Raw genomic sequence first — 26,992 nt, forward strand, 5'->3', positions numbered from 1 at the left:
AATTGGTCCGGGACCCTAGTTGTGTATCGCCCTGCCTTCTGACAAGCACTCGGGTTGTGAAAGATATTGGGAGGTTAACCGATCAAGGGCGCGCCCGAGCCATAGGTCTCGCGGTAATGGATATCGAGCCGCATCAGAGCAAGACGAAGCACGATTTTCCCCGAACGCGCCGACCAACCCAACCTGCGTTCGGTCATCTCGATGCCTTCGAGAAAGCAACAGACGCGCAGGCACATGTCGCCCAGCCCGGGCCCCAATTCGCGCAGGGCGGCGGCAACGCGGTCCCGTGCCCCCTCCGAGCCGCCGCAATAGCCCGGACCGCTGCGGCTGACATCAATGCCCGCAGTCAGGAACCGGTCCCAGTTTTGCGCAAGCCGAGGCCCCATCTGGGCCAGTTCGAAATCCTCGCGCAGCCTCTCGCCTGCAGCGACGAGTTCCGGGGCAAGGAAAGGTCTGCCATCGGCCTCGCGGCGACGCGCGAGCATCATGAGCGGGCTTTCAGCCAGGTTCACGCGGGCTCGCTTGCGCTGCCCGTCTTCGGGGTCGACGATCTCTGCCTCGCCCCATTCCCGGGGACCGTTCGCATGATCGAAAGCAACCCCCTCCTCGGCGCATCCATCCGGTCGGTCGAGCACGGGGGCCGCCACCACGAAATCCTCTCCCTGAGGCACGCCACTGCCTTTCCGGCCGGCGATCATGGCGCGCAAGGCTTCACGCCCCGCCATAGAGATGACATAGCGCGCAAGCCTGCCCTGCCCCGACAACTGGACCCAGGATCGCACAGCCATGTGTTCGGCAAGCTGTCGGTCAAGGATCGCGGTCCTGATATCATCCCGGATGACGATGGCCTTTTCCATGCCGTCACCCACGACGAGCTGTGCGCCCGGCTCTGCCAGCCGGCGAAGGATACGGGCGATCTGCTTCATTCCGATCGGACCAGGCGCAGAGGCGGCCGGCTGCTTGTCAGCCCTGGATTGCGACGATGCGGCGACCCGCTCGACAGCGCTGTCCACCAGGGGATCGTCGCGCCTTGCCTCAAAACGTCGAATGCGGCGCATGACGGTTGAGGCATGACAGCCAAGCTCCCGAGCCAGCGAACGAATGGTCTCTCCGCCTTCGACATGGCGAAGGTAAAGTGCCACGTCCGGGTCCTCGCCGGTGTCACCATGGGGCGTGGGAGGCGACGCGGGGGGAACGCCCGGCCTTTGCCGCTCAGGCAGTTGACTTCCCTTGATCCCCGGAAAGCTGCCCTCCAGCCCGGCCGGTACAGCACCCAGTGAGAAATCGCCCGCCTGAATTGTCATGATCATTCCTTCGCGTCCTGAGGGCGACTGAATGGATCGCCCATAAGTTGTCTGATTTGCCCTGATCTGGATCCATGGGCTGTCGGAATGAGGCGATAATTCCTAACAATCCCTAAAGAATTCTTGCCAAGCCGAACGCAGGATCGGCCTGACGCGCAACACACGTATAAGTTGTAAAATGCTTCAATCAGAAACAGCATCGGAGCAAGATCGTGACCATGCATGCCAATATCGTTCAGTTCCAGGCTCGCGTTCCAGCCGCAGAACTGCGTCGCCCGCGCCTGTTGGTCCAGGCCGCCCGCGCGGGCCAGTCGGGATATAGCCGCAAGCGCGATCTGCGGCGTATCCTGAAATCCGATGAGCTACCGGCACCTGGAGCGGCGCTTTGCGCGCTCAAGGATCAGGAAGAAAGGCTCGATCTCGCAAGACGGGAAGCAAAGGCAGATTATGACCTTTCGCGCCATATCCTGCTGCTGATTGCGATCATTGCCGAACAGCGGCTCCTGGCCGCCCGAGAGTTCATTTGTTCCGGAAAAGCGATCCCAGCACGCCCCTGACCAGCGCCTGACCGGTGCGCGTGCCCAGTTGACGCGCAAGGCTTTTGCCGAAGGCCGAGGCGATGGTGTCGCGGTTCGAGCTGCGCGAGCCGCCTCGCGAGGCCGACCGACCCGACGCGGCTGAATCGCCCGGAAGCTGGATCGATGGATCGTAACGGCGGCCACGCTTGTGCTCGGGCTCCATTTCCCACAAACCCCCATCCGCTTCCGTGGACGCGGCCTGCCGGGCTGCCGCCTCGGCGCGCTCTGCCAGCAGCTCCGCAGCGGATTCCCGGTCCAGCCGTTCGCCATACTTCGCGGCCATGGGCGAAAGCTTCATGATTTCCGCGCGTTCGTCATCCGTGATCGGGCCCAGTTGCGACAAGGGTGGACGGATCAGCGTCCGTTGCACGATCCCAGGAACGCCCTTTTCCTCGAGAAGCGATGTGACCGCCTCTCCCGTGCCGACGGACTGAATTGCCTCTGCAGTGTCGAAATCCGGGTTCGCGCGGTAGTTTTCGGCAGCAAGTCGCAACGCCTTCTGATCCTTTGCTGTAAAGGCACGCAGGGCGTGCTGAACCCGATTGCCCAGCTGACCCAGAACGGCCTCTGGCAGATCCGCCGGATTCTGGCTGATGAACCAAAGGCTCACCCCCTTCGATCGGATCAGCCGCGCGACCTGTTCGATCTTGTCCACCAGCGCATCGGGAGCATCGTCAAAGAGCAGATGCGCCTCGTCGAAAAAGAACGCCATCTTCGGCTTGTCGGGGTCGCCTACTTCTGGGAGCTGCTCGAACAGCTCCGACATCAGCCAGAGAAGGAAGGTCGAATAAAGCCGAGGTGCATTCATGAGCTTCTCGGCCGACATGATGTTCACGACGCCTTTCCCCGAGGGGTCGAGCCGCATCATGTCCGCAAGATCAAGTGCCGGCTCGCCGAACAGCAACGCCCCTCCCTCGTTTTCCAGAACCAGCAGTGCACGCTGGATCGCGCCCACCGAAGCGGTCGAGACATTGCCGTATTTCAGGCTCAGCTCCTTGGCGTTCTGCCCGACCCAGACCAGCATGGCCTGAAGATCTTCAAGATCGAGAAGCGCCATGCCTTCTTCGTCAGCCACGCGGAAAGCAATGTTGAGCACGCCTTCCTGTGCGGCCGTCAGGCTCATCAGCCGCGAAAGCAGAAGCGGGCCCATTTCGGCCGGGGTCGTCCGGACAGGATGGCCCCTTTCCCCCCAGACATCCCAGAAGGTAACGGGGAATGAATCGTATTCCAGGGTCATCCCGATTTGCTGGGCACGCTTTTCAAACGCGTCATGCAGCGGCAGGTCGGACCTTCCGGACCGGCATATGCCAGCCAGGTCGCCCTTTATGTCTGCCATGAAAACCGGAATACCCGCCCGGGAAAAAGACTCGGCGAGAGTCTGTAATGTCACGGTCTTCCCGGTTCCTGTGGCGCCCGCGATCAACCCGTGGCGATTGGCGTATTTCAGCAGAAGTCCTTGTGGCGTGGCGTAATTTTCGCCTCCGCCCCCCAGCATGATCGTGCCAGCCTCCAGATCGACGATATCGGGCATGATTTCCCCTCGAATAGGCAAAAAACTGCAAGGCAATTCAAAAGGAGCATACAAGCGAAACTTTTTTGTGCCACTGTGGTTATGCTGGGAAGCCGGGATAACATCCCGTTCCCGGCTTTTCCTCCCTGTTGGACTGCCGCGCCTTCGGGCGCGGTTCTTTTTTTTGTCTTGTTACAATGCCTTGCCCGATCCGCACTTTTGTGAATGCAACTTTAAGTGGTATTTTGCTTCTCCAACAACATGCCGATTAGGACAGTTGACGACCGAGTCAGGGGGCTCTAGCTTTCGGCGCAATGAAGACCGGCCAGTCCGGCAGGGAAGGGAAACCCGGAAACCCGGGGTGCTTTGGGCGCCTCGGGTTTCTCTTCGCCTCACTTCCAAATCTCTGGCGGATGAACGCGCCCCTTTGACGGCGGCGGTCAAACGCAAAGTTGAGCCCTTGCCTGGCAATCTCTCCTGACAAGCCCCCTGACGGCATGCTAGGACCGGCGCGACAACTTGGACCAAAGGAAGACACGATGGCCAACAGGACGTCCGCGGCTCTGCTCGCAGCCACTTTCGCCTTTGCCGGCATGACCGGTGGCGCTATGGCCCAAACCGCCGATGCAACCCCACCTGCCGAGACGCCCGCTGCCGAGGCTCCCGCTGCCGAGGCCGCAACGGCAGAAGCTCCGGCTGCGCCTGCCGCTGCCGCGGGAACCGAAGCGCCTGCCGCAACCGCAGAATCCGGCATTGGCCAGCCCTATGCCAAGTCGACCCATGGCGATTGGACGCTGCGCTGCATGAAGACCCAGGATGGCAAAGATCCCTGCGAGCTTTATCAGCTTCTCAAGGACCAGAACGGCACGGCCGTTGCCGAAACCTCGATCCTGCCGATGAACGAACAGGTCAGCGCGATCGTGACCTTCGTCGCGCCGCTTGAGACCGATCTTCAAGCCGGGCTTTCGCTGCAGATCGATTCGGGCAAGACCGCGCGCTACCCGTTCATGGTCTGCGCGCAGGTCGGTTGTCTGTCGCGCATCGGCCTGACCGACGCCGATCTGGCTCCGATGAAAAAGGGCAATGTCGCGACCGTGACCCTTTTGCCCTTCGGCGCTCCGAAGGAACAACTGGTCAAGCTTTCGCTGTCGCTCAAGGGCTTTACCGCGGGCATGGATGCCCTTGTTGCAGCCAACAAGGATCTGCCCCAAGCCGCGGCAACCGCTCAGCCCTGATGAAATCAGAAGGGGCGCCCGCAAGCGCCCCGCATCTGACAAGAACAGATCAAGGACGAGCCGGGATGACCGGCTCGTCCTTTTTTTTCCGTCATGTGACGGGAAGTGCCACGAAACGAGGCTCTCCGGCACGGCGCACCATCAGCAGGACCGACTTGCGGCCCGCTTCCCGCGCCTCCTTGATCCGCGATTCAAGATCTTCCCGCGAACCCACCGGCCGCTGTCCCGCTTCTGTAATGACATCGCCCGGAGCAAGACCTTTTTCGGCGGCCGATCCGTCGGGATCAACCGACTGCACCACCAGACCGGTCGCGTCGGATGCAAGACCCAGTTCGCCGGCGATCTCGGGGCTCATTGGCAGGAGTGTCATCCCCATCACCTCGGACGCATTCTGCTTGGTCTCGTCCGGACCGGCCGCCGAGGCGTTACCCTCTGCCACTTCCCGGCGTCCCAGCGTGATCTTCATTTCGACCGGCTTGCCGTCGCGCTGCACCACGACATCCACTGCCTCACCCACCGGGGCATCGGCGACGCGGCGCACGAGATCGCGAGGGTCCTTCACCTCGCCCCCTGCAAAGGACGTGATCACATCACCGGCTTTCATCCCCGCATCGGCGGCAGGTCCCACGGGCACATCCGTGACCATCGCCCCCTTGGCATCCGCAAGGCCAAGCGAATCGGCGATATCCTCGGTGACTGGCTGGATCTTGACGCCAAGCCAACCGCGCCGGGTTTCGCCGAATTCTTCGAGCTGCATCACGACCTTGCTCACGACGTTCGACGCCATCGAGAAACCGATGCCGATCGAGCCGCCATTCGGCGACAGGATCGCGGTATTCACGCCAATGACCTCGCCGTCCATGTTGAACAGCGGCCCGCCCGAGTTGCCGCGGTTGATCGCAGCATCTGTCTGGATGAAATCATCATAAGTGCCGGAAAGCGCGCGGTTGCGGGCCGAAACGATCCCGGTCGAGGCCGAGAAACCCTGACCAAGCGGGTTCCCCAGCGCCAGGACCCAATCCCCGACACGGGCACGGTCGCTATCGCCGAACTTGACGAAAGGAAGCGCATCGGGACTGTCCACCTTCAGGACCGCGACATCGGTCTTGTCGTCATGGCCGACCACCTTCGCAGGCAGCGTCTCGCCCGAGTAGAATTCGATCTCGATCTCATCCGCACCTTCGATGACGTGGTTGTTCGTCACGATGAGGCCATCTGCCGAAACGACAAAGCCCGACCCCAGCGCGTTCGAGCGACGCTCGCGATTTCCGGGCTGCCCATCCGGTCCCTGAGGGAAGCCCGGGAAGCCGAATTCGCGGAACAGGTCGCTGAACGGGCTGCCTTCGGGCAGTTGCGGGCCACCGGCCAATGGCGAGGACACTGTCGAGGATGTCGTGATGTTCACGACCGCCGGGCTGACCTGCTCGACAAGGTCGGCAAAGCTTTCGGGCATGACCTGCGCCTTGCGGGCCGGACTTTCGGGCGCAACCAGCGGCTCGTTTTCATTCGCGGCTTTCTGGACCGACTCGGCCGAGGGTGCGGTCGACTGTTGAGAAAAGGCAGGTGAAACCGCCATCAACAGGGCAAGGCCGGTGGCAGAAACTAGATGACGCGTTGAGATGTTTTTCATCGGGTTGTCTCCTTCGGTACCATGCGGCCTTTGGTCGCCTTGGCAATATGCTCATCTTCAAAGGGATTTTCACCTCCCTTGCAAATGAACCACGCTCTCAAAGAATGAACTGATCGTGACTTGCCCGGCTTTTCAAGGCAATCCCGACATCCAGGCGATGAAACCGAACAACGATCACGACGATGCCACCTGGATCAGGCTGCAGTATCGAGGACGTCGCAAAATGCGCTGCCGCGCCGCACAGAGCGCACGGTCTGCGATGCGGACCGATCGTTCCGTGCGGCGCGGCGAAGGGGTCCGGTTCCTTTCGGGTCCCTCCTGATGCTGCCCGATGTCGGGTTTGGACATTCAGATGTCCATCCACGCGCCGCTCCGGGTCGTTTCGCCCGATTGTGAGCGCCGCGCTCCGGGCCCGAACCAAGGTTCGGGATTTCCCCCGCCCGACGGCTTCTCGCCCTCCCCTCGAAGGGACGAACTTTCCACTTGAAGCAAGGCCGCTCCACACAAGTGGCCAAGTTTCAGCCTGCCTTCCAGACCACTGCCGGCGCTAGATCTAGTAGGTATCAAAGCTTATGCCACAAATTGCCCAGCGAAGCGACAAGTTTCAACGGAAATAATTCCGCGCCGCACAATCTTCGGGATTGACAGAACGGCAGGCCGGGCGCCTCCCGCTCAGCTCGTGGAGAACCTGATGATTTCCCGATCGGTCACGATCATGTCCAGGCGCTGGTCGGTCACTTCCGCCGGAATTTCGTGAAGCTCCTGCACGGCAAAGGCCAGGCCGATTGCCGTGACCGACCCCACGTCTCTCAGCAGGTGCAAGGTCCGGTCATAGAAACCGCCGCCATAGCCCAGGCGATGCCCGGCGCGATCGAAGCCCGCCAGCGGAACGATGAGCACCTCGGGACTGACGACGGGCGCATCGCTCGGCGGATGGCTCGTTCCGAACGAGCCCGATTCCAGGCGCCCGTCAAAAAGCCGGAACGTCAGGGGGCGCGCCGGTCCGGTGACGACGGGAAGGCAGATCGGCCCATCATGCAGGGCCATTGCCGGGCGTGGATCGGCCTCTCCTCGCATCGGCCAGTAGCCCGACAGGATCTTGCCGCCGAACGGGGCCAAGGCTGCCGACAGGTTGCGCGTCATCGCATCGACGTCGCCGCCATTGCCCCGCGCCGCCAGCGCGTTTCGCCGCAATTCGCCCTTCACAGCAGCACCAGTGTTGCCAACCCGAGGAAGGTAAAGAAGCCGACGACATCCGTCACCGTCGTCACGAAGGTGCCCGAGGCCAGCGCCGGATCGGCCCCGACCTTGTCAAGCCCCAGCGGGACAAGGATGCCCCCCAGCGCCGCGACGAAAAGATTCACGATCATCGCCATGCCGATCACCAGGCTCAGCCTGATGTCGTGGAACCAAAGAAAGGTCACGCCGCCCATCGCGAGGCCGAAGATAACGCCGTTTACCAGCCCGACGGACATTTCGCGGCGAACGATCCGCACGGTGTTCGCGCGGGTCAGGCTTTTCGTGGCCAGGCCGCGCACGGCCACCGTCAGTGTCTGGGTGCCTGCGTTCCCCCCCATCGAGGCCACGATGGGCATCAGGACGGCCAGCGCCACGAGTCGGGCGATCGTCTCCTCGAACAGGGCAATGACAGATGCGGCAATCAGCGATGTGACGATATTGGCGGCCAGCCACGGAACACGCTGCCGTGTCGTCTCGACGATCGTATCCGATATCGAGCTGTCATCACCGACCCCGGCAAGACGCAAGATGTCTTCCTCGTGTTCCTCATCCAGCACCGACATGGCATCATCGATGGTGATGACACCGACCAGCCGGTCGTGTTCGTCCACGACGGGCGCCGAGATCAGGTGGTACTTGTTGAAGACATGGGCAACGTCGCCTTCGTCCTGCCGCACGGATATGGTGCGAAAACTGTCCTCGACAATCTCGCGGAGCGGGACATTCCGGCGCGAGGACAGAAGCTTGCCCAGCGTCACATAGCCGGCGGGGTGCCTGCGCGGATCCACGAGAACGACATGGTAGAACTGATCGGGAAGCCAGTCCTCCTGCCGCAGGAAATCGATCGTTTCCCCAACGGTCCAGTGCTCGGGCGCGGTGACGACCTCGGATTGCATGAGACGCCCGGCCGAATATTCCGGATAGGTCAGCGACTGTTCGATGGCAACCCGATCGGATTCGTCGAGCGCGGCAAGGATGGCCTGCTGCTCGGGCGCCTCCATGTCCTCGATCAGATCGACGACATCGTCGCTGTCCATCTCGCGGACGGCTTCGGCCAGAACCTCGCGGGGCAGTTGTTCGATGACCTCTTCACGGATCGATTCATCGATCTCGGTCAGGATGTCGCCATCAATTTCACCGGAATAGAGATCGATGAAACTGCGCCGGCGCGGTGCCGTGAGCTGCTCGATGAGATCGGCGATATCGGCCGCGTGCATCGGCTCCATCAGCGCATCGAGCGCCGGACCATCGCCTTCGTCGATGGCCTTGTTGATCGAATCAAGGTCCCGCTGGCTTAGCTGAAATTCATCCTCGGGGGCGTCAATCTGGGCTTCACGCTGCTCGGTCACGGATGCCTCCTGTGGATCGGTCTTCTTGAGTTTGCCGCACCTTAGTCGCGGAGCCACCCGGCCTCAATCGCTGTCAGGCCTCATGCCAGCAGTTCCAGCGCCTCGGCATGCAGTTCGGGTGAGCCTGCCGCTATGATGCGGCCGCCATGATGGGCCGGCCCACCTGTCCAGTCGGTGACAATGCCGCCCGCTGCCTGAACGACCGCAATGGGCGCCGCAACGTCGTAGGCTTGCAGCCCGGCCTCGATCACGAGATCGACATGCCCCGCCGCCAGCAAGGCATAGGCATAACAGTCGAGACCGTAACGCGTCAGCCGGGCGCGAGCGGCCACCCGCTGGAAGGCAGCCTGTTCGTCGGGCGTTCCAACCTCGGGATAGGTGCTCATGAGCGTGGCCTGCGACAGCGACACCCCGACACGCGAACGCAAGGGCCAGTTCTGGTTCCGCCCGGTCAGCGCGGCGCGGCCCAGCCCCCCTTCAAACCGTTCATCAAGATGCGGCTGATCCACGATCCCATAGATCGGCCCGTCCGCTCCGACCACACCGATAAGCACGCCCCAACTGGGCGCCCCGGCCATGAAGGCGCGCGTGCCGTCGATCGGGTCCAGCACCCAGGTCAGGCCGGAACTGCCGGGCGAACTGCCGAATTCCTCGCCGAGGATCGCATCATGAGGCCGTTCCGCAGCCAGGATGGCGCGCATCGCGCGTTCGCTCGAACGGTCGGCCTCGGTCACCGGATCGAAACCATGTCCCGCCTTGTTATCAGGATGAAGTTCCGGGCTGCGGAAAAGCCGCAGTGTCTCGATCCTGGCCGCATCCGCAAGCCTGTGCGCGGTCGCGATGAGACTGGATGACATTTCATCTGACAGGCCCGCAGACCCGTCGAAAAGCGGCTTTTCCCTGTCCTGCGGCATGCTGGCTCCCTGACGTCACGCGTCACGCATACCGCTGCCCGATCGAAAGAAAAAGCCGTGTCAGAGATTCCGCGGATCAGGCGGCGTCTGAAAGCACCCGAGCAAGCTCGAAAATCTGGCGACGCTGCGCTTCGGGCATCGCGTAATAGGCACGCACCAATTGAAGCGCTTCCTTGTCCGCAAGGATGTCCCCTTCAACGCTGTCATGAAGCTGCGTATCTTCAATGCCTTCGAAGAAGAAGCTCACAGGAACATCAACCGCGCGGGCGATGTCCCACAGCCGCGACGCCGAAACCCGGTTCATGCCGGTTTCGTATTTCTGGATCTGCTGGAACTTGATGCCCACTTTTTCGGCCAATTGCTGTTGGGTCATCCCGATCATCCATCGACGGTGACGGATACGCTTGCCAACATGGACATCAACATTGTGCTTCATTGTAACACCCCACTCAATCTATACGAGAACTACACCATCTTACCGCAATTTTCGAGCACCAAAGAGCGACCCTGTCCAAAAGTGCAATCGGCCAGGAACTGGAATGGCAGCTAGCACATTTTTGCGGCGGAATGCCGTAGCTTGCAGGAAATATGACAGGCGTTCTCAAGACTGAATACTGGAAAATGATAGGGTTGTCCTAAAAGGCAAGTCCGCCGCCTATGGGCGAGTGACGCTTAACGTCCATGGACAAGCGTTTCCCGGGCGGGGCAGGCAGGACCCTTTCGCACGACGCGCGGGATGGTTTCCGGGCAATCCCGCCCGAAACGAGGCGTTCTCAACCTATCTTGCATTGAAAATACTGACAAGAATGCCAATATTCCTGCAGAAGGTGCGCCGGCGGGCCGCACCGCGTTTTTCGACCGGGGAGTACCCATGCAAGACTACAATACGATCCGCACGGCCGGGACCGCGACGCGCTCGGCTGCCGTGGATGAAGGGCTTCGCGCCTATATGAACAAGGTCTACGGCATCATGGCCGTGGGCATGCTGGTCACAGCTGGTGCCGCTTGGGGCATGGCCGGTCTGGCCCTGTCCGATGTGCAGACCCCCTATGCCTTGGGGAATGGGCAATACCTGACCGAATTCGGCAAGACCCTCTATCTTTCGCCGCTGAAATGGGTGGTGATGTTTGCGCCGCTGCTTATGGTCTTCGGCTTCGGCGCTGCTCTGAACCGCATGTCGGTGCAGGGTGCGACCACGATGTTCTACGCTTTCGCGGCGATGATGGGCATCTCGATCAGCTGGATCTTTGCCGCCTACACGTCCTTCTCGATCGTGCAGACCTTCCTCGTGACGGCAATCGCCTTCGCTGGCCTGTCGCTCTACGGTTACACGACGAAACGCAACCTGACCGGGATGGGCACCTTCCTGATGATGGGTCTGATCGGGCTGATCGTGGCTTCGATCGTGAACATCTTCCTGAAGTCGGGTGCCATGCAGTTCGCGATCTCGGCGATCGGCGTTCTGATCTTTGCCGGTCTGACCGCCTATGACACGCAGAATATCAAGAACACCTATCTGCAACTGGCCAATTCGGACCGCGACTTTCTCGGCAAGGCCGCGATCATGGGGGCGCTGCAGCTCTATCTGGACTTCCTGAACCTGTTCATGTTCCTGCTGCAATTCATGGGCAACCGCGACAACTAAGCGCGACCAGAGAACACCATGACAAGGGCCGGGCAAAACGCCCGGCCTTTTGCCATCCGGGGGCTGAGGCGCCGGATCGAATGCGAACCGTCACACCATGACCTCGACCTGAAACGAGGCAACGGAAATTGCCGGACGAATGCAATCACGCAATCCGCCCGGCAGAGATTAATGCAAATCAAAACAAAAGGATAACAACTGGTAGTATCATGGCTACTGACAAGATCCTTTTCGCATGTTTCGTGCTTCCATCCTAGTTGTCCATTTGGTCAGGATCGCTCGATCTGGTCGACGAACCGATTTTCCCGAGACCTTGATGGGGTCGCCCCGGCGCGAAGGCCACATCGCGACATGATTGCTCTCAGAGGTGGTTTTCCTGTCTGCATTTGCCCGCTACTGTGCGCGCTCGCAGCAGTCGGGAGTTCGTAGCGCATGCAGGTTGTCTTTCATTGCGGGGTTCATGGAACGGACCTCTACCGCATGGTCAAGACATTGATGCAGAATCAGGAATGGTTGCTTCGCAACGGGATCGAGCCGGTCACCCCGAACAAGCATCGCGACGTGTTCTCGGAGGCCATCTCTGCGCTCAATGGAGGCGAGGCCACCGCCGAGATGGAGCAGCTGATGCTGGATGCCATACTCGAGTCCGATCACCCGGAACGGGTGATATTCAGCACGCCGACTTTCCTCGGAAAGGCGGAACGGGCCGTCTCATCCGATGGCCTCTACGCCGCCGCTGGTGAAAAGATGGCGGCACTGGCCAATCTTTTCCCTTCGGCCGAGATCGAGTTCTTCATGGCTCTGAAGAACCCCGCGACCTTGCTGCCCTTTGTCTTCGGTCAGGACAACACCCGTGCCTATGGCGAGGTGATGGCGGGTGTCGCTCCGCAGGAACTCCGCTGGGCGCCGACCATCCGCGCCATCCAGGCCGCCCTGCCGGGCCACCGGCTGGTGCTATGGTGCCACGAAGACACCTCGCTGATCTGGCCCGAGGTTGTTCGCCGCATCGCGACCATGCCGACGGACGTTCCGCTGAAGGCTGGCCTGCAGGTGCTGGGCGACATTCTGCGCCCCGAGGGGATCGACCTGATCCGCACCGAAATGGGCAAGCAGGAAAGGCTGACGATCGAGTCCCGACGCGAGATATTTGCCGCGGCCCTCGCGCGTCATGCCCTTCCATCCGAGATGGAGGTCGAGGTCAAGCTGCCCGGCTGGACGCAGGATCTGGTCGATCTCATCACCGATCTCTATGACGAAGACGTCGCCGAGATCGCGGCCCTGCCCGGCATAGAATTCATCACGCCGTAATGAGAAAAGGGGCCAGCAGGCCCCTTTTTCGTCACATCATGCCAAGTGCGGCCTTGTACATCTCGAGGATCGCCTCCTCTTCGGCGATGTCGTCCTTGTCGCGCTTGCGCAGCGCGATCACCTTGCGCATCACCTTCGTATCGTAGCCACGCGCCTTGGCTTCAGCCATCAGTTCCTTCTGGCGCTCGGCCACATCCTTCTTTTCGGCCTCGAGTTGTTCGAACTGCTCGATGAACTGGCGCAGCTCCCCGGCTGCAATGCCATAGGCGTTGTCGTCCTGCATGGTCGGCTCCTTTGTCGTCGCGAGCGGTCTAGGCCGTCTTGCAGCCTTGTGCAATCGCCGCTAGTCCCCGGCGAGGCAATGGACGGAGAAGGCCAATGACGATCTGGGACGGGCTGATCTGGGGCGGCACGGCGCTGACGGTGGTCGGGCTCGCGGCGCTGTGCTGGTGCATCGTGACCGCAGCTCGCGCCAAGCGGCAGAACGATGACGAGGCCATGCGGCTCGTCATGCGCAAGGTCGTGGCCGTCAACATGGCGGCTCTTGCGGCATCGGTCTTCGGATTGATGTTCGTGATCCTCGGCATCATGCTGGGCAATTAGAATGCGCGCCCTGATCCAGCGCGTGAGCGAAGCCGAGGTCAAGGTCGATGGCAAAAGCATCGGGCGCATCGATGCCGGGCTCCTGATCCTGGTCTGCGCCATGCAGGGCGACCCGGATGACGCTCCGGAAAAGCTCGCCGCGCGCGTGGCCAAGCTACGCATCTTCCGCGACGATGCGGGCAAGATGAACCGATCGGTCAGCGATATCGGCGGGGCGGCCCTTGTCGTCAGCCAGTTCACGCTGGCGGCGGACACCCGCACCGGCAACCGGCCCGGTTTTTCATCCGCAGAGGCCCCCGATCGGGGCGAGGCCCTGTATCTTCGCTTCGCGGAAGCCCTGCGCAATCTGGACCTTCAGGTCGAAACCGGAAGCTTCGGCGCGGACATGAAAGTTTCTCTGGTCAATGACGGGCCGGTGACGATCTGGATGGATTCCACCGACCGCGCTTGACTTTTCTGCCATTTCACCCCATTTGCGTCGCGTTGCCGCCTGCTGCCGCGTGAGCAGCCGACGCCTTTGCGTCAGGTCGGCACAAGCTTTCAGTTTCCCATTCACGCGGGGAGGCTTGCGGGTTCCGTATCGCGCCCGCTCCTCGCAACCGCCGCACGCCCGCTGAACGGGCACGCGGCCCCGTGCCATGCGCGCCGATACGCGGGCCGCTGGCTGAAAGACGACATGACTCAAGAAAACAACCGCCCGAACCGTTCGGGCAAGCCTCGTTTCAACTCGGACAAACCGCGTGGCGAGCAGACGAGCAAGCCGCGCTTCCGCGGCGGCAATGCCAAACCCACGACCAGCCACCGCCGCCACCGCGAAGAGCCGGAAGAGAAGTTCATCCGCCGCGCGATCCCCGATATCGACACGCCCTTCACCCGCATGGGGATCGACGCGCGCGTGGCGATCAACCTGCCGCCGATGGGCATCGAGGCCCCCTCGCCCATTCAGGAGAAATCCATCCCCGGCATCGTCGAAGGCCGTGACCTCTTGGGCCTCGCCCAGACCGGCACCGGCAAGACGGCGGCCTTCGGCCTGCCGATGCTGACGCGCCTTCTGAACATCGGCCGCAAGCCCGAGCCCAAGACCTGCCGCGCGCTGATCCTTGCGCCGACGCGTGAGCTTGCGACCCAGATCGCCGAGAACATCGACCTTTACGCCGCCGGCACGGCGATCCGGCAATTCCGCGTCGTTGGCGGCGCTTCGATCAACGTCCAGACCATGCGCATGGAGCGCGGCGTCGACGTGCTGATCGCGACCCCGGGCCGCCTGATCGACCTGATCGAGCGCGGCGCGGTCGACCTGTCGCAGACCAAGTATTTGGTCCTCGACGAGGCTGACCAGATGCTGGATATCGGCTTCATCCACGCGCTGCGCCGCATCGCCAAGATGCTGCCGCGCGAGCGTCAGACGCTGCTGTTCTCGGCCACCATGCCGAAGCTGATGGAAGAACTGGCCGAAAGCTACCTGACCGATCCGCTGAAGGTCGCCGTGAACCCGCCGGGCCAGGCCGCCGCCAAGATCGAACAGGGCGTGCATTTCGTGAACCAGGGCGAGAAAGCGACGCTGCTTGCCGAATATCTTGCCAAGCACCGCGACGAACTCGCGATCGTCTTCGGCCGCACCAAGCACGGTTCCGAGAAGCTCTCGAAGCTCTTGGAAAAATGGGGCTACAGGGTCGCCGCGATCCACGGCAACAAGTCGCAGGGCCAGCGAGAGCGCGCCCTGTCGAGCTTCCGCGCCGGTGAAACCAAGGTCCTGGTCGCGACCGACGTGGCCGCCCGCGGCATCGACATCCCGGAAGTCGCGCATGTCTACAATTACGACCTGCCGAACGTTCCGGACCAGTATGTCCACCGCATCGGCCGCACCGCCCGCGCCGGTCGTGACGGCCGCGCCATCGCCTTCTGCGCCCCTGCCGAGATCGGCGAGCTGCGCGCCATCGAAAAGGCCATGAAGGCCACGATCCCGGTCGTCGGCGGCGAAGTGCCCTTCGAGGCCAGCAAGATCCGCGAGCGTGGCGGTCCTGCCGGTCGCCCGGGCAACTCTGCCCAGGGCGCGCGCAAGCGTCCGGCGCGCCGCCCCTCGCGTGCGCCCAAATCGGCACAGCGCGACTGAAGAATGCGTGAGCCGCCGCGTGATCCTCGCGCGGCGGCTTGCGAGACCTTTCCGGCCAAGGCTATCTGCCGCCATGGCCAAGCTTTATTTCCATTACTCGACGATGAACGCGGGCAAGAGCACTCTCTTGTTGCAAGCGTCATACAATTACCGCGAACGCGGCATGAAGACGCTCTTGCTGACCGCCGCCTTCGATCACCGCGGGGGCGCCGGCGTGATCGCCAGCCGCATCGGCATTTCCGAGCCCGCCACCGGTTTTTCCCCCGCCACCGACCTCTTCGCGCTGATCCGCGATCAGGGCCGCGACTGCGCCTGCATCTTCGTCGATGAGGCGCAGTTCCTGACCGAAGAACAGGTCTGGCAGCTTGCCCGTGTCACCGATGACCTTGGGCAGCCCGTCATGTGTTACGGTCTGCGCGTCGATTTCCGCGGCCAGCTTTTCCCCGGCTCGGCCGCGCTGCTGGCCTGGGCCGACGACCTGCGCGAGGTCCGCACCATCTGCCATTGCGGGCGCAAGGCCACCATGGTCGTGCGCCAGGACGACCAGGGCCGCGTGCTGCGCGAAGGCGCACAGGTCCAGATTGGCGGCAATGAAACCTATGTCTCGCTCTGCCGCCGTCACTGGCGCATGGAAATGGGAGAAATCTGATGATTGCCGGAAATACCAATCGCGCCTATGGCTGGGTCGCGCGCCTATTTCATTGGAGCGTGGCCGCCCTGATCCTTGGCGCGATCGGACTGGGCCTATACTCGAACAGCCTGCCGACCGGGACCGAGGCGCAGCTTCAATCGGTCTTCGCAGCCTTCTCATGGCACAAGACTGTTGGCGTCACGGTGCTGACCCTTGCCGTCCTGCGCATCGTCTGGACCCTGACACAGCCCAAGCCCCGCCCGCTGCATCCGACCCGCAGGCTAGAGCTTTTCCTGGCCGAGGCGGTGCATTGGGCCTTGTGGATCGGCATGGTCATCATGCCCGTGACCGGCTGGATCATCCACTCGGCGGCCCCGGGGGGCTTCTCGCGCATCCTGTGGCCCTTTGGCCAGCATCTGCCCCTCATCCCCGAGAATGCCGATCTGGCCAAGGCGCTGGGGCACTTCCATGAAACCGGATGGTGGGTACTGGCGGGGCTGATCGTCTTGCATGTCGCCGGAGCGCTGAAACATGCGCTGATCGACCGCGACGGCACTTTGTCGCGCATGGCAGGCCCTGCCCACCGTGCGCCCGAGCCGCCCGCCTCCCAAGCATCGCCCCTTTCGCATCTCCTGCCCATTCTGGCCGCGCTCGCGATCTGGGCGGGCACGGCACTGATCCCCGCCGAGCAGACCGAAGAACCCGTCGCCACCGCGGCGCAGCCCGCCTCGGGCTGGGCGGTCCAGCAAGGCACGCTGGGGATCGAGGTGGCGCAGGGCGGCGCGCCGATTTCCGGGCAATTCGGCTCGTGGCAGGCGGCGATCGACTATGATCCGACCGCCAAGACCGGCCATGTCGCGGTCAGCATCGACATCGCCTCGCTGACGCTGGGCGCGGTCAGCGACAATGCCAAGGGGCCGGATTTCCTGAACGCCCCCGCCTTTCCGACCGCCAAGTTCGCAGGCGACATCCTGCCCCCCGCAACCGAGGGCATACCCCATATCGCACGCGGCAGCCTGACCATTGCGGGCCAGACCGTTCCGGCGGAACTGCCCTTCTCGCTGGAGATTTCCGGCAGCGTGGCCAAGGCCCAAGGCGAGATGACGGTGGACCGCCGCGATTTCGGCATAGGCGCGGGCTACGGCGATGAAAGCACGGTGGGCTTCCCGGTCACGATCCGCTTCGATCTAACCGCCACGCAGCAATGAAAAAGGGCCGCCCGATGGGGCGGCCCTTTCCATTTCCGGGGAACGAGACGGGATTAGCCGACCAGTTCGAGACCCGAGAAGAAGAAGGCGATCTCACGGGCAGCTGCTTCCGGGCTGTCCGAACCGTGGACCGAGTTCTCGCCGACCGACAGGGCGAATTCCTTGCGGATGGTGCCTTCGTCGGCATTCGCCGGGTTGGTGGCGCCCATGACTTCGCGGTTCTTCAGGATGGCGCCTTCGCCTTCCAGAACTTGCACGACGACCGGCTCGGACACCATGAACTCGGTCAGTTCGCCGAAGAAGGGACGCTCTTTGTGCTCGGCATAGAACTGGCCGGCTTGGGCCAGGGTCAGCTGGATGCGCTTTTGCGCGACGATGCGCAGGCCCGCATCCTCGAACTTGGCGTTGATCTTGCCAGTCAGGTTGCGCTTGGTGGCGTCGGGTTTGATGATCGAAAGCGTGCGTTCGGTCGCCATGTCAGATGTCCTTGTGAAAATGCGGGCCGGATTGCCCTGAAATCCGCGCCCGGTTAGCACGCGCGGCCTGCGATGAAAAGCGGGCGCGGCATTGACGCCCGCCCCGCCTTGCTCCATGCCGTGCGAATGCTGCGCATTGATGACATCAACTATTCCATCGCTGGTCGACCGCTGTTCGAGCAGGCCACGGCCACGATTCCCTATGGCCACAAGGTCGGGCTTGTCGGACCCAACGGCACCGGCAAGACAACGCTCTTCAAGCTGATCCGGGGCGAGCTTTCGCTGGATGCGGGCACGATCACCCTGCCCCCCCGCGCCCGCATCGGCGGCGTCGCACAAGAGGCGCCGGGCACTGCAACCAGCGTCCTCGACACGGTGCTCGCCGCCGATACCGAACGCGCCGGGCTGATGGCCGAGGCCGAGCATGCCAGCGACCCGGCTCGCATCGCCGAGATCCAGACCCGGCTCGCCGATATCGACGCCTGGTCCGCCGAGGCCCGCGCCGCGACCATCCTGAAGGGCCTCGGTTTCTCGACCGAGGACCAGCTGCGCCCGACCAGCGACTATTCCGGTGGCTGGCGGATGCGCGTGGCGCTGGCGGGGGTGCTTTTCTCGCAGCCCGACCTGCTGCTGCTCGACGAGCCGACCAACTACCTCGACCTCGAAGGCGCGCTGTGGCTCGAAAGCTACCTGCAGCGCTATCCCCATACCGTCATCGTCATCAGCCATGACCGCGACCTTTTGAACCGCGCCGTCGGGCATATCCTGCATCTCGAGGAACGCCGGCTGACGCTCTATACCGGCGGCTACGACACCTTCGCGCGCACCCGCGCCGAGAAACGCGCCCTGCAGGCCGCCGAGGCCAAGAAGCAGGAGGCCCGCCGCGCCCATCTGCAAAGCTTCGTCGACCGCTTTCGCGCCAAGGCCAGCAAGGCCGTGCAGGCGCAGGCCCGGATCAAGATGCTGGCCAAGATGGAGCCGATCACCGCCCCCGAAGAGGCGAAGTTCCACCGTTTCACCTTCCCGCAGCCGGACCAGCTGTCGCCGCCCATCGTCTCGATGGACGGGCTGTCGGTCGGCTATGACGGCCGCGCGGTGCTGAAACGGCTGAGCCTGCGCATCGACCAGGACGACCGCATCGCGTTGCTGGGCCGCAACGGCCAGGGCAAGTCGACGCTTTCGAAGCTGCTCGCCGAACGCCTCGAGGCGATGGAGGGCAGGATCGCGCGCTCGAACAAGCTGCGCATCGGCTATTTCGCCCAGCACCAGGTCGACGAGCTGGAACTGGGCGACACACCGCTCGACCATGTCCGCCGCTTGCGCCCGGACGAGGCCCCGGCGAAGCTGCGCGCGCGCCTTGCCGGTTTCGGCCTGATGGAGGCCCAGGCCGAGACCAGGGTCGGCCAGTTGTCGGGCGGCCAGAAGGCGCGGCTGTCGCTGCTGCTCGCGACCATCGACGCGCCGCATCTGCTGATCCTCGACGAGCCGACCAACCACCTCGACATCGAAAGCCGCGAGGCCCTGACCGAGGCGCTGAACGACTATACCGGCGCGGTCGTGCTGGTCAGCCATGACATGCACCTCCTGAGCCTCGTCGCCGACCGGCTCTGGCTGGTCGATCAGGGGGGCGTGACGCCCTGGCAGGGCGATCTCGACGATTACCGCAAGATGCTGCTGCAAGGCGAGGAAAAGGCCGAGGCAAAACCCGAGGCCAAGCCGAAGCCGCAGCGCCCGTCGCGCGACAAGATCCTGGAACTGCGCGCCGAGGCCCGAAAGGCCGAGGAACGGGTCGAGAAGCTGACCGCGATGCTCGAAAAGCTCGACGCGATCATGGCCGACCCCACGACCTATGACGACACATTGAAAGCCGAAGCCTTCGGGCGCAAGCATGCCGAGGCCAGCGAAGCCATGATGCGGGCCGAAAGCCTGTGGATGGAGGCGCTGGAGCGGCTCGACCAGGCCGAGCGAACATGAATGCCACAGTCTGGAAATATCGCCTGGCTCCTGCTGTTCACGGGTTGAGCCGAGGATAAAGTTTCGTCAATAGCTTGCGACAACTAGCTCCCCGGATTCGATGATGCGCTACCTGTTCGCGATTGCCCTGCTTGCCTGCTCGTCCCTTGCCGCACCTGCCAGTGCGCAATGGATCAACAATATCAGTGAGGCGTCGTTCGACGTCGGCGCGGGCGTCACCTACGGGCCGGGCTATTTCGGTGATGACGATGCCGAACTGGGACCCTGGGGCACCATGCGCAACCTGACCCTTGGCACCGACACCGGCGAGGAGAAGCAGGGCTTCGCGCTGATTCCATCCTTCGGCTATATCGGTTCGCGCAAGGCCACCGACCATGAAGAACTGCGCGGGCTCGACGATATCGACTGGACCGGCGAAATCGGGCTGCGCGTCAACTATGTCTCGGGTCCGTCACTGAGCTATGCCGCCATGCGCCTTGGCGTCGGCGGGCATGACGGTCTGGTCGGCGAAATCGGCACGAAGTACCGTTTTATCGTGAACGACAAGCTGACGCTCTGGACCACGGCCGAACTGCAACTGGGCGATGACGAATTCACCGACACCTATTTCGGGGTGAGCGAAGACGAATCCGCCTCGAGCAGCTTCCGCGCCTATGACCCGTCGGGTGGCATCTATGCCGCGAATATCGCCCTGGAGGCACGCTACAGCCTGACGCCAAAGACCTCGATTCTGGGCAAGATCACCTATGGGCGTCTGCTCAACGATGCGGGCAACAGCCCCATCGTGCAGGAACGCAACCAGCCCGAGATCAATCTGGGAATCGCAAGGCGGCTGAACTTCCGCTTTTGATCATAGCGGCCATGCGCACTGGACCCCGCCTGTCCAGAGTCCTATATAATCACCAACGATTGATAGGACGTACCGCATGACGACCGAAACGCTTCAAGAAGGCGATCCCCTGATCTCCCCTTCGACGACCGATCATCCGCTTTACGACTCTGTCGTCGAGGCCTGCAGGTCGGTCTATGACCCGGAAATCCCGGTCAATATCTTCGACCTCGGGCTGATCTATACAATCGACATCAATGACGAGAATGCCGTGCGCATCGTCATGACGCTGACTGCCCCCGGCTGCCCTGTCGCAGGTGAGATGCCCGGCTGGGTCGCCGATGCCGTCGAGCCGCTGCCCGGCGTGAAGCAGGTGGATGTCGAGATGACCTTCCAGCCGCAATGGGGCATGGACATGATGTCCGACGAAGCCCGCCTGGAGCTTGGCTTCATTTGAGCGCGCTCGACGATATGCTGGCTGGCCGCCCCTATGAGCCCGGGGATGGAGAGTTGGTTTCCCTGCGCAAGACCGCGCAGGGCCTGATGCGCGACTACAATCAGACCATCGTGGGCGACAAGACGCGGGCCCGCACGCTCAGCCAGTTGCTGGGAACCTGGAACGGAGCGGTGATCCGGGTGCCATTCTCGGTCGATTATGGCAAGCACATCCATTTCGGACCCGATTGCTTCGTCAATTACGGCTGCGTGTTCCTCGACGTCTGTGAAATCCGAATCGGTGCACGCTGCCAGATCGGACCGCAGGTCCAGTTGCTGACCCCCGATCACCCCCGCGACCGCGAGAGCCGATCAAAAGGCATCGAATATGGCCGGCCGATCACCATCGGCGATGACGTCTGGATCGGGGGCGGTGCGATCATCCTTCCCGGTGTCACGATCGGTGATGGTGCCGTCATCGGCGCGGGCGCGGTCGTCACGCGCGACGTCCCTCCTGACGCCATCATGGCAGGAAACCCTGCCCGCCCGGTCAATTCGAAACCCTAGAAATCCGCGCGCCCAGATCCGATCTGGGCGCGCAATTTCCGATCAGGCCCACTTTGCAAGCGGCGGCAGGCTCATCAGCACCGCTTCCGGGTCATGGCCGGTCGCCAATCCGAATTTCGTTCCCCGATCATAGACCAGATTGTATTCGGCATAGAGACCGCGATGCAGCAACTGCGCATCCCGGTCCGCCGCATCCCAGGCTTGATCCATGCGCCGCTCGGCCAAGGGCAGGAAGGCGGGCAGGAACGCCTCGCCCACGGCCTTGGTAAAGGCGAAATCCGCATTCCAATCGCCGGTATTGAGGTCGTCGTAGAAAATGCCCCCGACGCCCCTTGCCCGACCGCGATGCGGGACAAAGAAATATTCATCCGCCCAGGCCTTGAACCGATCGTAGTAATCCGCGCCATGGACGGCGCAAGTGTCGCGCAGGGTGTCGTGAAAATGTGTCGTGTCTTCAGGGTATTCAAGGCAAGGGTTCAGGTCGGTTCCGCCGCCGAACCACCATGCACCCGGCGTCCAGAACATGCGCGTGTTCATGTGAACCGCCGGCGCATGCGGGTTCTGCATATGCGCCACCAGGCTGATGCCCGAGGCCCAGAACCGCGGGTCCTCGTCAATGCCCGGCACGCCCCGAGCCGCCATGGCCGCCCGTGCCGGCGCTGAAAGGTCACCATGCACGGCCGACCAGTTCACCCCGACCTTTTCGAAGACGCGCCCGCCCCGCATCACAGACATGATCCCGCCACCGCCGCCTTCGGCGCGCCGGGTTTCGCGGACTTCGAAGCGCCCGGCAGGAACTTCTGCCGCCCCGCGATGCTCCAGCGCCTCGAAGGCCGCAACGATCCGATCCCGCAACTCCCGGAACCAGGAGGCAGCCATGTCACGTTCATCCTGCATTTGCATCGGCGTGTGTCCTTGCATTCTTGAATTGCCGAAGTTCGGGTCCGGTCCTATCCTTCGGGCGAACAACTAGAGGTCCTGCCCATGTGCCGCAACATCCTGTTTGGCCTGCTGCCTCTTCTGCTCCTTACGGCATGCGGCACACCGCAAGAGCGCTGCATCAGCCGCAACACCAGCGAATATCGGGCGGTTTCGCGCCTGCTTGCCGAGGTCGAGGGCAATCTTGCCCGCGGATATGCCTGGGAGGAGCGCCAGGTCATCCGGACCGAGTGGGACGATTGCCCGGTCGTTGCCTATGATCGCGACGGAAATCGCCGGATCTTCTATCGGTCCTGCCTGCGCAATGTCAGCGACGTGGAACGCTACCGCGTTCCCATTGATCCGGTCGTGGAAACGCGCAAGCGTGACAACCTTGCCGAGCGCAAGAAAGCCCTTTCGAGCTATGCGGCCCGCGCGGTCGATGCTTGCAAGGCGGCCTATCCCGAGACCAAGGGTTAAAACACCCCGGGCCCGAGCGGATCGCCAAGGCTGCGCCCGCCGTCGACACGAAGGATCTGGCCGGTGATGAAGGCCGAGCCTTCGCTTGCCAGGAACTGAACCGTCGCACCCAGTTCATCCGCGCCGGCGATTCGTCCCAACGGGGTCGCAGCGACCAGTTTCTCGCGCAGCGCCGGATCTTCCCGCAGCGTGAGCTGCAACTGGTTCGACATGATCGAGCCGAAAGCGACCCCGTTCACCCGAATCCGCTTTGGGGCCAGCGCCATCGCCAGCGATCTTGTGGCCTGCGCCTGTGCCGCGCTGGCGATCGAATAGGCCAGCATCTGGGGTTGCGGCCGGTCGGCTGCCAGCGAGGTCAGGTTGATGATCGCGCCGTTTTGCAGCGCTCCGTTGCCCTCGTCCTCGCCGGTCTGCTGGACCATGCGTTTCGCGACCATCTGCGACAGCTTCAGCCCCGAAGTCATGTTCTCGCGCATCATGTCGCCCAGAAGCTCATCACTGACGCTGAGCGGATCGCAGGCCTGAACAGCGCGATGGGCGTTGACCAGAACATCGATCCTGTCGAACGCGTCGATCGTCGCCGAGACGAGGTTTGCCAGGGTCAGCTTTTGTCCCAGATCGCCCGCGAAGACGCGGATCGGACCGTCGCCCTGACCCTCGGCGCCCAGCTCGGCATCCAGCGCTGCCTCGTCGCTGTCGGCGAACATCACATTCGCGCCGCCTTCCACGAAATGTCTTGCGATCGCCAGCCCGATGCCGCGTGCGGCACCGGTCACGATCACGCTTTTGCCTTGGACAGAAAAATTCATCTGCGGCGGCCCTTCGCCAGAGTTTTGCGGGCACCGGGACGCTGTGCGCCGGTGGCCGTCAGGATCTTGAACCGGGTGTCGCCACCGATCTCGGCGACATCCGCGAAGCATTCGCGCAGCGTCTCTTCGTAGGGAAGATGACGATTGGCAACCATCCAGAGCCGGCCCGCCCCGGTCAGAAGCCCGGCGGCAGTCCTGATGAACCCTGCCCCAAGCTTTGGATCGCCGGCGCGTCCCTGATGGAAGGGCGGGTTCATGACCACCCCATTGACCGGCTCGGGCAGGCGGAATTCGCGCGCATCGGCCCAATGGAAGCGGGCGCGCGGGTCGGTCACATTGCGGCGCGCGCAATCCAGTGCCACAGCATCCGCTTCGACCATGTGCAGGAGCTCGACGCTGGAATGCCCGAGAATCTGGGCCGAAAGCCAGCCCCATCCGGCGCCAAGGTCGACGACTCGGGTGGGCAGCTTGTCCGGCAGCGCCTCGGCGAGGGCCATGGAGGCAGGATCGGGCGCATCCGCGGAAAAGACACCCGGCCGCGTCACGAAGCCCGTTGCGGCCTCGTGATCCCGCGCTGGCCAATCGGCCGGAAGCCAGCCCGCTTCGGGAAGCGTCACACGGAATATCTTGCCATGCGCGCGCGACTGGATCTCATCGAGAGGGGCCATGCCCCTGAGCTCCTTGAGAACCGAGTCGACGCCATCGGTCTTCTGTCCATCGATCCAGAGCGATGCGCCCGGAGCAAGATGGGCACTTGCCTCTGCGATGCGCGCGCGGGCTTCCGCACGCGAGCGTGGAAGGAAGACGATCGCGCTGTCAAAATCACCCTGCGCCTCGGTCACGGGCTCGAAGCCCTGCGCCCTGAGCGCCGCGACATCGGGGTAAAGGCGCTGCACGATCTGCGTGCGTGCGGGATCAAAGAAGTTCAAATCGCTCGAGGCGCCTGCGCCAATCAGCAACATGCGCCCTGCGGGCGGCGTATCGCCGAACACGAACTCCAGCCGGGAACTAGCCACGTATTACTCTTTTTCCATGGTGCATTGCAGCGGGTGCTGCTGACGGCGGGCAAGCTCCATCACTTGCGCCACCTTGGTTTCCGCGATCTCGTGAGAGAATACGCCAACGACGGCCACCCCCTTGCGATGGACGGTCAGCATGATCTCGATCGCCTGGGCATGGGTCATGTTGAACAGCCGTTCGAGCACGTGAACGACGAATTCCATTGGGGTGAAATCGTCATTCAGCAGCAACACCTTGTATAACGGCGGCCGCTGCGTGCGCGGCTTGGTCTTCACCGCAAGATCTACATCCTCGCGGTTGTCCGGACGATTGGTCATAAGCGGATCTGTCTCGTCGCCTGCAATTGGGTGGGATGGGTCAAACCTCGAATATATAAGTTTTCGCCCCCAATGTAAGCCCCCCGCCGGTCCGCAGACCGGGACAAGCGGTGAGCGGGCATAGCGGAAAACCCCTAAACTTGTGGTTTTCGAAACCACCTTTGCGTGATATTGTCCATATCTTAACGAAGGCCCCGCAAGGTGAACGGGACCTCTGAGGCAGAAGAGACCGGGACAGTGAGCAGATTCAGCACGAAAGTCCGTCTTGGACTAATGATCTTTTTCGCGTGGGCCATTCCGATGGCGGCTGCCGCAGCTCCTTTTGCGGCATTTGTCATGGATGCACGCACGGGCAAGGAAATCTATTCGCAGAACGCCGATACGCGGCTGCATCCTGCCTCCCTGACCAAGATGATGACGCTTTACATGGCCTTCACGGCCATCGAACGAGGTCAGGTCAGGCTCGACTCGAAATTCACGGTGTCCAGCCACGCCGCGGCCCAGCCGCCCTCGAAGCTGGGGTTGAAACCGGGGCAAAAGATCGAACTGCGCTACCTGATCCGGGCCGCGGCCGTGAAATCGGCGAACGATGCCGCAACCGCGATCGGCGAGGGGCTGGCCGGGTCCGAACCCAAGTTCGCCGCCCAGATGACCGCGATGGCGAAAGCCCTGGGAATGCGGAACACCAACTTCCGCAACGCGAACGGCCTGACGAGCGAGGGGCATTATTCCAGCGCCCGCGACATGACGCTGCTGGGGCGGCGGTTGTTCTATGATTTCCCGCAATATTATTCGATCTTCTCTCGCCGATCGGCCGATGCCGGCATCGCGACCGTATCAAGCACGAACAAGCGCTTTCTTGACGCCTACGAGGGCGCCGACGGGATCAAGACGGGCTATACCCGGGCTGCCGGTTTCAACCTGACCGCCTCGGCAAAACGCGGGTCCAAACGGATCATTGCCACGGTTCTGGGTGGCAACTCGACGGCGCATCGCAACCAGGTCATGGCCCAGCTTCTGGATGCGGGCTTCGGCAAGGCACCGACGAAGGTGCGCGAAGTCCGTCCCGCTGCGCCCGAAATGCTGATGGTCGAGAAGAAGGTCGTCCGCCGGGTTCAGGTTGCACGGGTCGAGCCGCAACCGGTCGCGACGGCGCAATTGTCGTCATCCGACAGGCCGGTTGCGCGGGCCTCCACCGTCAATCTCGTGACGCCCGCCGCGATTTCGGCTGCGGTCGCCCGTGCCCAGAGCGCGGCGCGGGACCAGGTATCGGACAGCTCGCGGCCAAGCCGCAGGCCCCAGGCCGTCGCGACCGCCTCGACCAAGGGCAGCGACGACCTCGTTTCGACTTCGCCGCGGCCGACCAGCCGTCCCGAAGGCGACATTACAGGCGATGTCGAGGGCGGGATTTCCGCGGCGCGCCCGATCGCGGCCCCGCGCGGCGAGGACTCGGCCTCAATCGCCAAACCCACGGCATCGCTCTTCCTGCTTGATCCGCTGCCCCAGCCGCAAGCGGCACCCGAAGGCGGTATCATCCTGTCGTCACGCGAAACCTCTGACGACGCGCGCGGCGAGGTGACCGAGTTCGTCAGCCGCGACGATTCGGGCGATCGCGGATATGGCGTATCACTGGGCCTTTACCGCTCGATGGCCGAAGCCGAGCGGCTTCTGCTGCGCACCGCCCTTAAGGAAAGCGTGTCGCTTGCGACCGCCGAAAGCCGCGTCGATACCAGCAAACGCGGATATGAGGCGGTCTTCTCGGGCATGTCCAAGGACATGGCCGAGCTGGCCTGCGGCAGGCTGGTCGCCCGTCAACAGGCCTGCACCGTCCTGACACCATGATCGACGGAACCAGATGAAACGCTAACCGCGCCCTGATGGGCGCGGTTTTTCTTTGCAG

General features: G+C 62.9%; 28 protein-coding genes. 15 read left to right on the forward strand and 13 right to left on the reverse strand.

Going from position 1 to position 26,992, the window contains the following annotated elements:
* Positions 1 to 74: 74 nt before the first annotated feature.
* Positions 75 to 1,310, reverse strand: coding sequence for a DUF6456 domain-containing protein (locus RGQ15_RS13120; protein WP_311160727.1), 1,236 nt, complete (start codon positions 1,308 to 1,310; stop codon positions 75 to 77).
* Positions 1,311 to 1,522: 212 nt separating this feature from the next.
* Between RGQ15_RS13120 and RGQ15_RS13125 the strand changes: the two genes are divergently transcribed.
* Positions 1,523 to 1,861: a DUF6477 family protein gene (locus RGQ15_RS13125; RefSeq protein WP_311161095.1), complete on the forward strand. Its 339-nt coding sequence runs from the start codon at positions 1,523 to 1,525 to the stop codon at positions 1,859 to 1,861.
* Here RGQ15_RS13125 and RGQ15_RS13130 read toward each other — a convergent pair.
* Positions 1,824 to 3,413: a helicase HerA-like domain-containing protein gene (locus RGQ15_RS13130; RefSeq protein ID WP_311160728.1), complete on the reverse strand. Its 1,590-nt coding sequence runs from the start codon at positions 3,411 to 3,413 to the stop codon at positions 1,824 to 1,826. The two genes, RGQ15_RS13125 and RGQ15_RS13130, sit on opposite strands and share 38 nt — an antisense overlap.
* 518 nt (positions 3,414 to 3,931) lie before the next feature.
* Here RGQ15_RS13130 and RGQ15_RS13135 point away from each other — a divergent pair.
* Positions 3,932 to 4,627: an invasion associated locus B family protein gene (locus RGQ15_RS13135; RefSeq protein ID WP_311160729.1), complete on the forward strand. Its 696-nt coding sequence runs from the start codon at positions 3,932 to 3,934 to the stop codon at positions 4,625 to 4,627.
* 91 nt (positions 4,628 to 4,718) lie between these two features.
* Here RGQ15_RS13135 and RGQ15_RS13140 read toward each other — a convergent pair whose 3' ends face one another.
* The 5 genes from RGQ15_RS13140 to RGQ15_RS13160 form a co-directional block, all read right to left on the reverse strand.
* Positions 4,719 to 6,257 carry a DegQ family serine endoprotease gene (locus tag RGQ15_RS13140; protein WP_311160730.1) on the reverse strand — a complete coding sequence of 513 codons (1,539 nt, stop codon included), beginning with the start codon at positions 6,255 to 6,257 and terminating at the stop codon, positions 4,719 to 4,721.
* A gap of 672 nt (positions 6,258 to 6,929) precedes the next feature.
* Positions 6,930 to 7,463 carry a 5-formyltetrahydrofolate cyclo-ligase gene (locus tag RGQ15_RS13145; protein ID WP_311160731.1) on the reverse strand — a complete coding sequence of 178 codons (534 nt, stop codon included), beginning with the start codon at positions 7,461 to 7,463 and terminating at the stop codon, positions 6,930 to 6,932.
* Positions 7,460 to 8,845, reverse strand: coding sequence for a magnesium transporter (gene mgtE / locus RGQ15_RS13150; protein WP_311160732.1), 1,386 nt, complete (start codon positions 8,843 to 8,845; stop codon positions 7,460 to 7,462). Before mgtE ends, RGQ15_RS13145 begins: the two co-directional genes overlap by 4 nt.
* An 80-nt stretch (positions 8,846 to 8,925) precedes the next feature.
* Positions 8,926 to 9,702 (reverse strand): inositol monophosphatase family protein, encoded by a 777-nt coding sequence (locus RGQ15_RS13155; RefSeq protein ID WP_311161096.1) that lies wholly within the window; start codon positions 9,700 to 9,702, stop codon positions 8,926 to 8,928.
* Between the two features lie 133 nt (positions 9,703 to 9,835).
* Positions 9,836 to 10,195: a helix-turn-helix domain-containing protein gene (locus tag RGQ15_RS13160; protein WP_311160733.1), complete on the reverse strand. Its 360-nt coding sequence runs from the start codon at positions 10,193 to 10,195 to the stop codon at positions 9,836 to 9,838.
* Positions 10,196 to 10,630: 435 nt separating this feature from the next.
* Between RGQ15_RS13160 and RGQ15_RS13165 the strand changes: the two genes are divergently transcribed.
* Together RGQ15_RS13165 and RGQ15_RS13170 are read left to right on the forward strand one after the other, a co-directional pair.
* Entirely contained in the window at positions 10,631 to 11,404 is a 774-nt protein-coding gene (locus RGQ15_RS13165; protein ID WP_311160734.1) for a Bax inhibitor-1/YccA family protein, read from the forward strand.
* Positions 11,405 to 11,836: 432 nt separating this feature from the next.
* Positions 11,837 to 12,712, forward strand: coding sequence for a hypothetical protein (locus RGQ15_RS13170; protein WP_311160735.1), 876 nt, complete (start codon positions 11,837 to 11,839; stop codon positions 12,710 to 12,712).
* A 31-nt stretch (positions 12,713 to 12,743) separates the two neighbouring features.
* On the opposite strand, the gene RGQ15_RS13175 is transcribed toward RGQ15_RS13170, so the two are convergent.
* Positions 12,744 to 12,995, reverse strand: a complete 252-nt coding sequence (locus RGQ15_RS13175) for a DUF2312 domain-containing protein (RefSeq protein ID WP_311160736.1) — start codon at positions 12,993 to 12,995, stop codon at positions 12,744 to 12,746.
* A gap of 95 nt (positions 12,996 to 13,090) precedes the next feature.
* Between RGQ15_RS13175 and RGQ15_RS13180 the strand changes: the two genes are divergently transcribed.
* The 5 genes from RGQ15_RS13180 to RGQ15_RS13200 all read left to right on the forward strand — a co-directional run bounded on the left by RGQ15_RS13180 (position 13,091) and on the right by RGQ15_RS13200 (position 17,267).
* Positions 13,091 to 13,315: a hypothetical protein gene (locus RGQ15_RS13180; RefSeq protein ID WP_311160738.1), complete on the forward strand. Its 225-nt coding sequence runs from the start codon at positions 13,091 to 13,093 to the stop codon at positions 13,313 to 13,315.
* A gap of 1 nt (position 13,316) precedes the next feature.
* Positions 13,317 to 13,766: a D-aminoacyl-tRNA deacylase gene (gene dtd / locus RGQ15_RS13185; protein ID WP_311160739.1), complete on the forward strand. Its 450-nt coding sequence runs from the start codon at positions 13,317 to 13,319 to the stop codon at positions 13,764 to 13,766.
* A 225-nt stretch (positions 13,767 to 13,991) separates the two neighbouring features.
* Entirely contained in the window at positions 13,992 to 15,428 is a 1,437-nt protein-coding gene (locus tag RGQ15_RS13190) for a DEAD/DEAH box helicase (protein ID WP_311160740.1), read from the forward strand.
* A gap of 73 nt (positions 15,429 to 15,501) precedes the next feature.
* On the forward strand, positions 15,502 to 16,077 hold the full coding sequence (locus RGQ15_RS13195; RefSeq protein WP_311161097.1) for a thymidine kinase: 576 nt from the start codon (positions 15,502 to 15,504) through the stop codon (positions 16,075 to 16,077).
* Positions 16,077 to 17,267 (forward strand): cytochrome b/b6 domain-containing protein, encoded by a 1,191-nt coding sequence (locus tag RGQ15_RS13200; protein ID WP_311160742.1) that lies wholly within the window; start codon positions 16,077 to 16,079, stop codon positions 17,265 to 17,267. The genes RGQ15_RS13195 and RGQ15_RS13200 overlap by 1 nt, the downstream gene beginning before the upstream one ends.
* Positions 17,268 to 17,320: 53 nt before the next feature.
* On the opposite strand, the gene ndk is transcribed toward RGQ15_RS13200, so the two are convergent.
* Positions 17,321 to 17,743, reverse strand: a complete 423-nt coding sequence (ndk, locus tag RGQ15_RS13205; protein WP_134680709.1) for a nucleoside-diphosphate kinase — start codon at positions 17,741 to 17,743, stop codon at positions 17,321 to 17,323.
* A 126-nt stretch (positions 17,744 to 17,869) separates the two neighbouring features.
* On the opposite strand from ndk, the gene RGQ15_RS13210 reads away from it, so the two are divergent.
* The 4 genes from RGQ15_RS13210 to RGQ15_RS13225 all read left to right on the forward strand — a co-directional run bounded on the left by RGQ15_RS13210 (position 17,870) and on the right by RGQ15_RS13225 (position 21,548).
* Positions 17,870 to 19,717, forward strand: a complete 1,848-nt coding sequence (locus RGQ15_RS13210; protein WP_311160743.1) for an ABC-F family ATP-binding cassette domain-containing protein — start codon at positions 17,870 to 17,872, stop codon at positions 19,715 to 19,717.
* A gap of 103 nt (positions 19,718 to 19,820) precedes the next feature.
* Entirely contained in the window at positions 19,821 to 20,567 is a 747-nt protein-coding gene (locus RGQ15_RS13215) for a MipA/OmpV family protein (protein ID WP_311160745.1), read from the forward strand.
* Between the two features lie 76 nt (positions 20,568 to 20,643).
* Positions 20,644 to 21,003, forward strand: coding sequence for an SUF system Fe-S cluster assembly protein (locus RGQ15_RS13220; protein WP_311160747.1), 360 nt, complete (start codon positions 20,644 to 20,646; stop codon positions 21,001 to 21,003).
* A complete protein-coding gene (locus RGQ15_RS13225) occupies positions 21,000 to 21,548 on the forward strand; it encodes a sugar O-acetyltransferase (RefSeq protein WP_311160749.1) in 549 nt (182 codons plus the stop codon). The genes RGQ15_RS13220 and RGQ15_RS13225 overlap by 4 nt, the downstream gene beginning before the upstream one ends.
* Before the next feature lie 42 nt (positions 21,549 to 21,590).
* Here RGQ15_RS13225 and hemF read toward each other — a convergent pair whose 3' ends face one another.
* Positions 21,591 to 22,451 (reverse strand): oxygen-dependent coproporphyrinogen oxidase, encoded by an 861-nt coding sequence (hemF, locus tag RGQ15_RS13230; RefSeq protein WP_311160752.1) that lies wholly within the window; start codon positions 22,449 to 22,451, stop codon positions 21,591 to 21,593.
* Between the two features lie 81 nt (positions 22,452 to 22,532).
* Between hemF and RGQ15_RS13235 the strand changes: the two genes are divergently transcribed.
* Positions 22,533 to 22,946, forward strand: a complete 414-nt coding sequence (locus RGQ15_RS13235; RefSeq protein ID WP_311160754.1) for a hypothetical protein — start codon at positions 22,533 to 22,535, stop codon at positions 22,944 to 22,946.
* Here the strand turns inward: RGQ15_RS13235 and RGQ15_RS13240 are convergent.
* From RGQ15_RS13240 to clpS, 3 genes are read right to left on the reverse strand one after another with little or no spacing between them, the layout of a single operon-like run.
* The gene (locus tag RGQ15_RS13240; RefSeq protein ID WP_311160755.1) at positions 22,943 to 23,755 is read right to left on the reverse strand and encodes an SDR family NAD(P)-dependent oxidoreductase; all 813 of its coding nucleotides are present in this window, start codon (positions 23,753 to 23,755) and stop codon (positions 22,943 to 22,945) included. The two genes, RGQ15_RS13235 and RGQ15_RS13240, sit on opposite strands and share 4 nt — an antisense overlap.
* Complete coding sequence (locus RGQ15_RS13245; protein WP_311160756.1) at positions 23,752 to 24,771, reverse strand: class I SAM-dependent methyltransferase; 1,020 nt, start codon at positions 24,769 to 24,771, stop codon at positions 23,752 to 23,754. Before RGQ15_RS13245 ends, RGQ15_RS13240 begins: the two co-directional genes overlap by 4 nt.
* 3 nt (positions 24,772 to 24,774) lie before the next feature.
* Positions 24,775 to 25,092: an ATP-dependent Clp protease adapter ClpS gene (gene clpS, locus RGQ15_RS13250; RefSeq protein WP_311160757.1), complete on the reverse strand. Its 318-nt coding sequence runs from the start codon at positions 25,090 to 25,092 to the stop codon at positions 24,775 to 24,777.
* A 336-nt stretch (positions 25,093 to 25,428) separates the two neighbouring features.
* Here clpS and RGQ15_RS13255 point away from each other — a divergent pair, with 336 nt between their 5' ends.
* Positions 25,429 to 26,934 (forward strand): D-alanyl-D-alanine carboxypeptidase family protein, encoded by a 1,506-nt coding sequence (locus tag RGQ15_RS13255; protein ID WP_311160759.1) that lies wholly within the window; start codon positions 25,429 to 25,431, stop codon positions 26,932 to 26,934.
* Positions 26,935 to 26,992: the final 58 nt, after the last annotated feature.

Origin of the sequence: Paracoccus sp. MBLB3053, assembly GCF_031822435.1 — a bacterium.
Classification (GTDB): domain Bacteria; phylum Pseudomonadota; class Alphaproteobacteria; order Rhodobacterales; family Rhodobacteraceae; genus Paracoccus; species Paracoccus aurantius.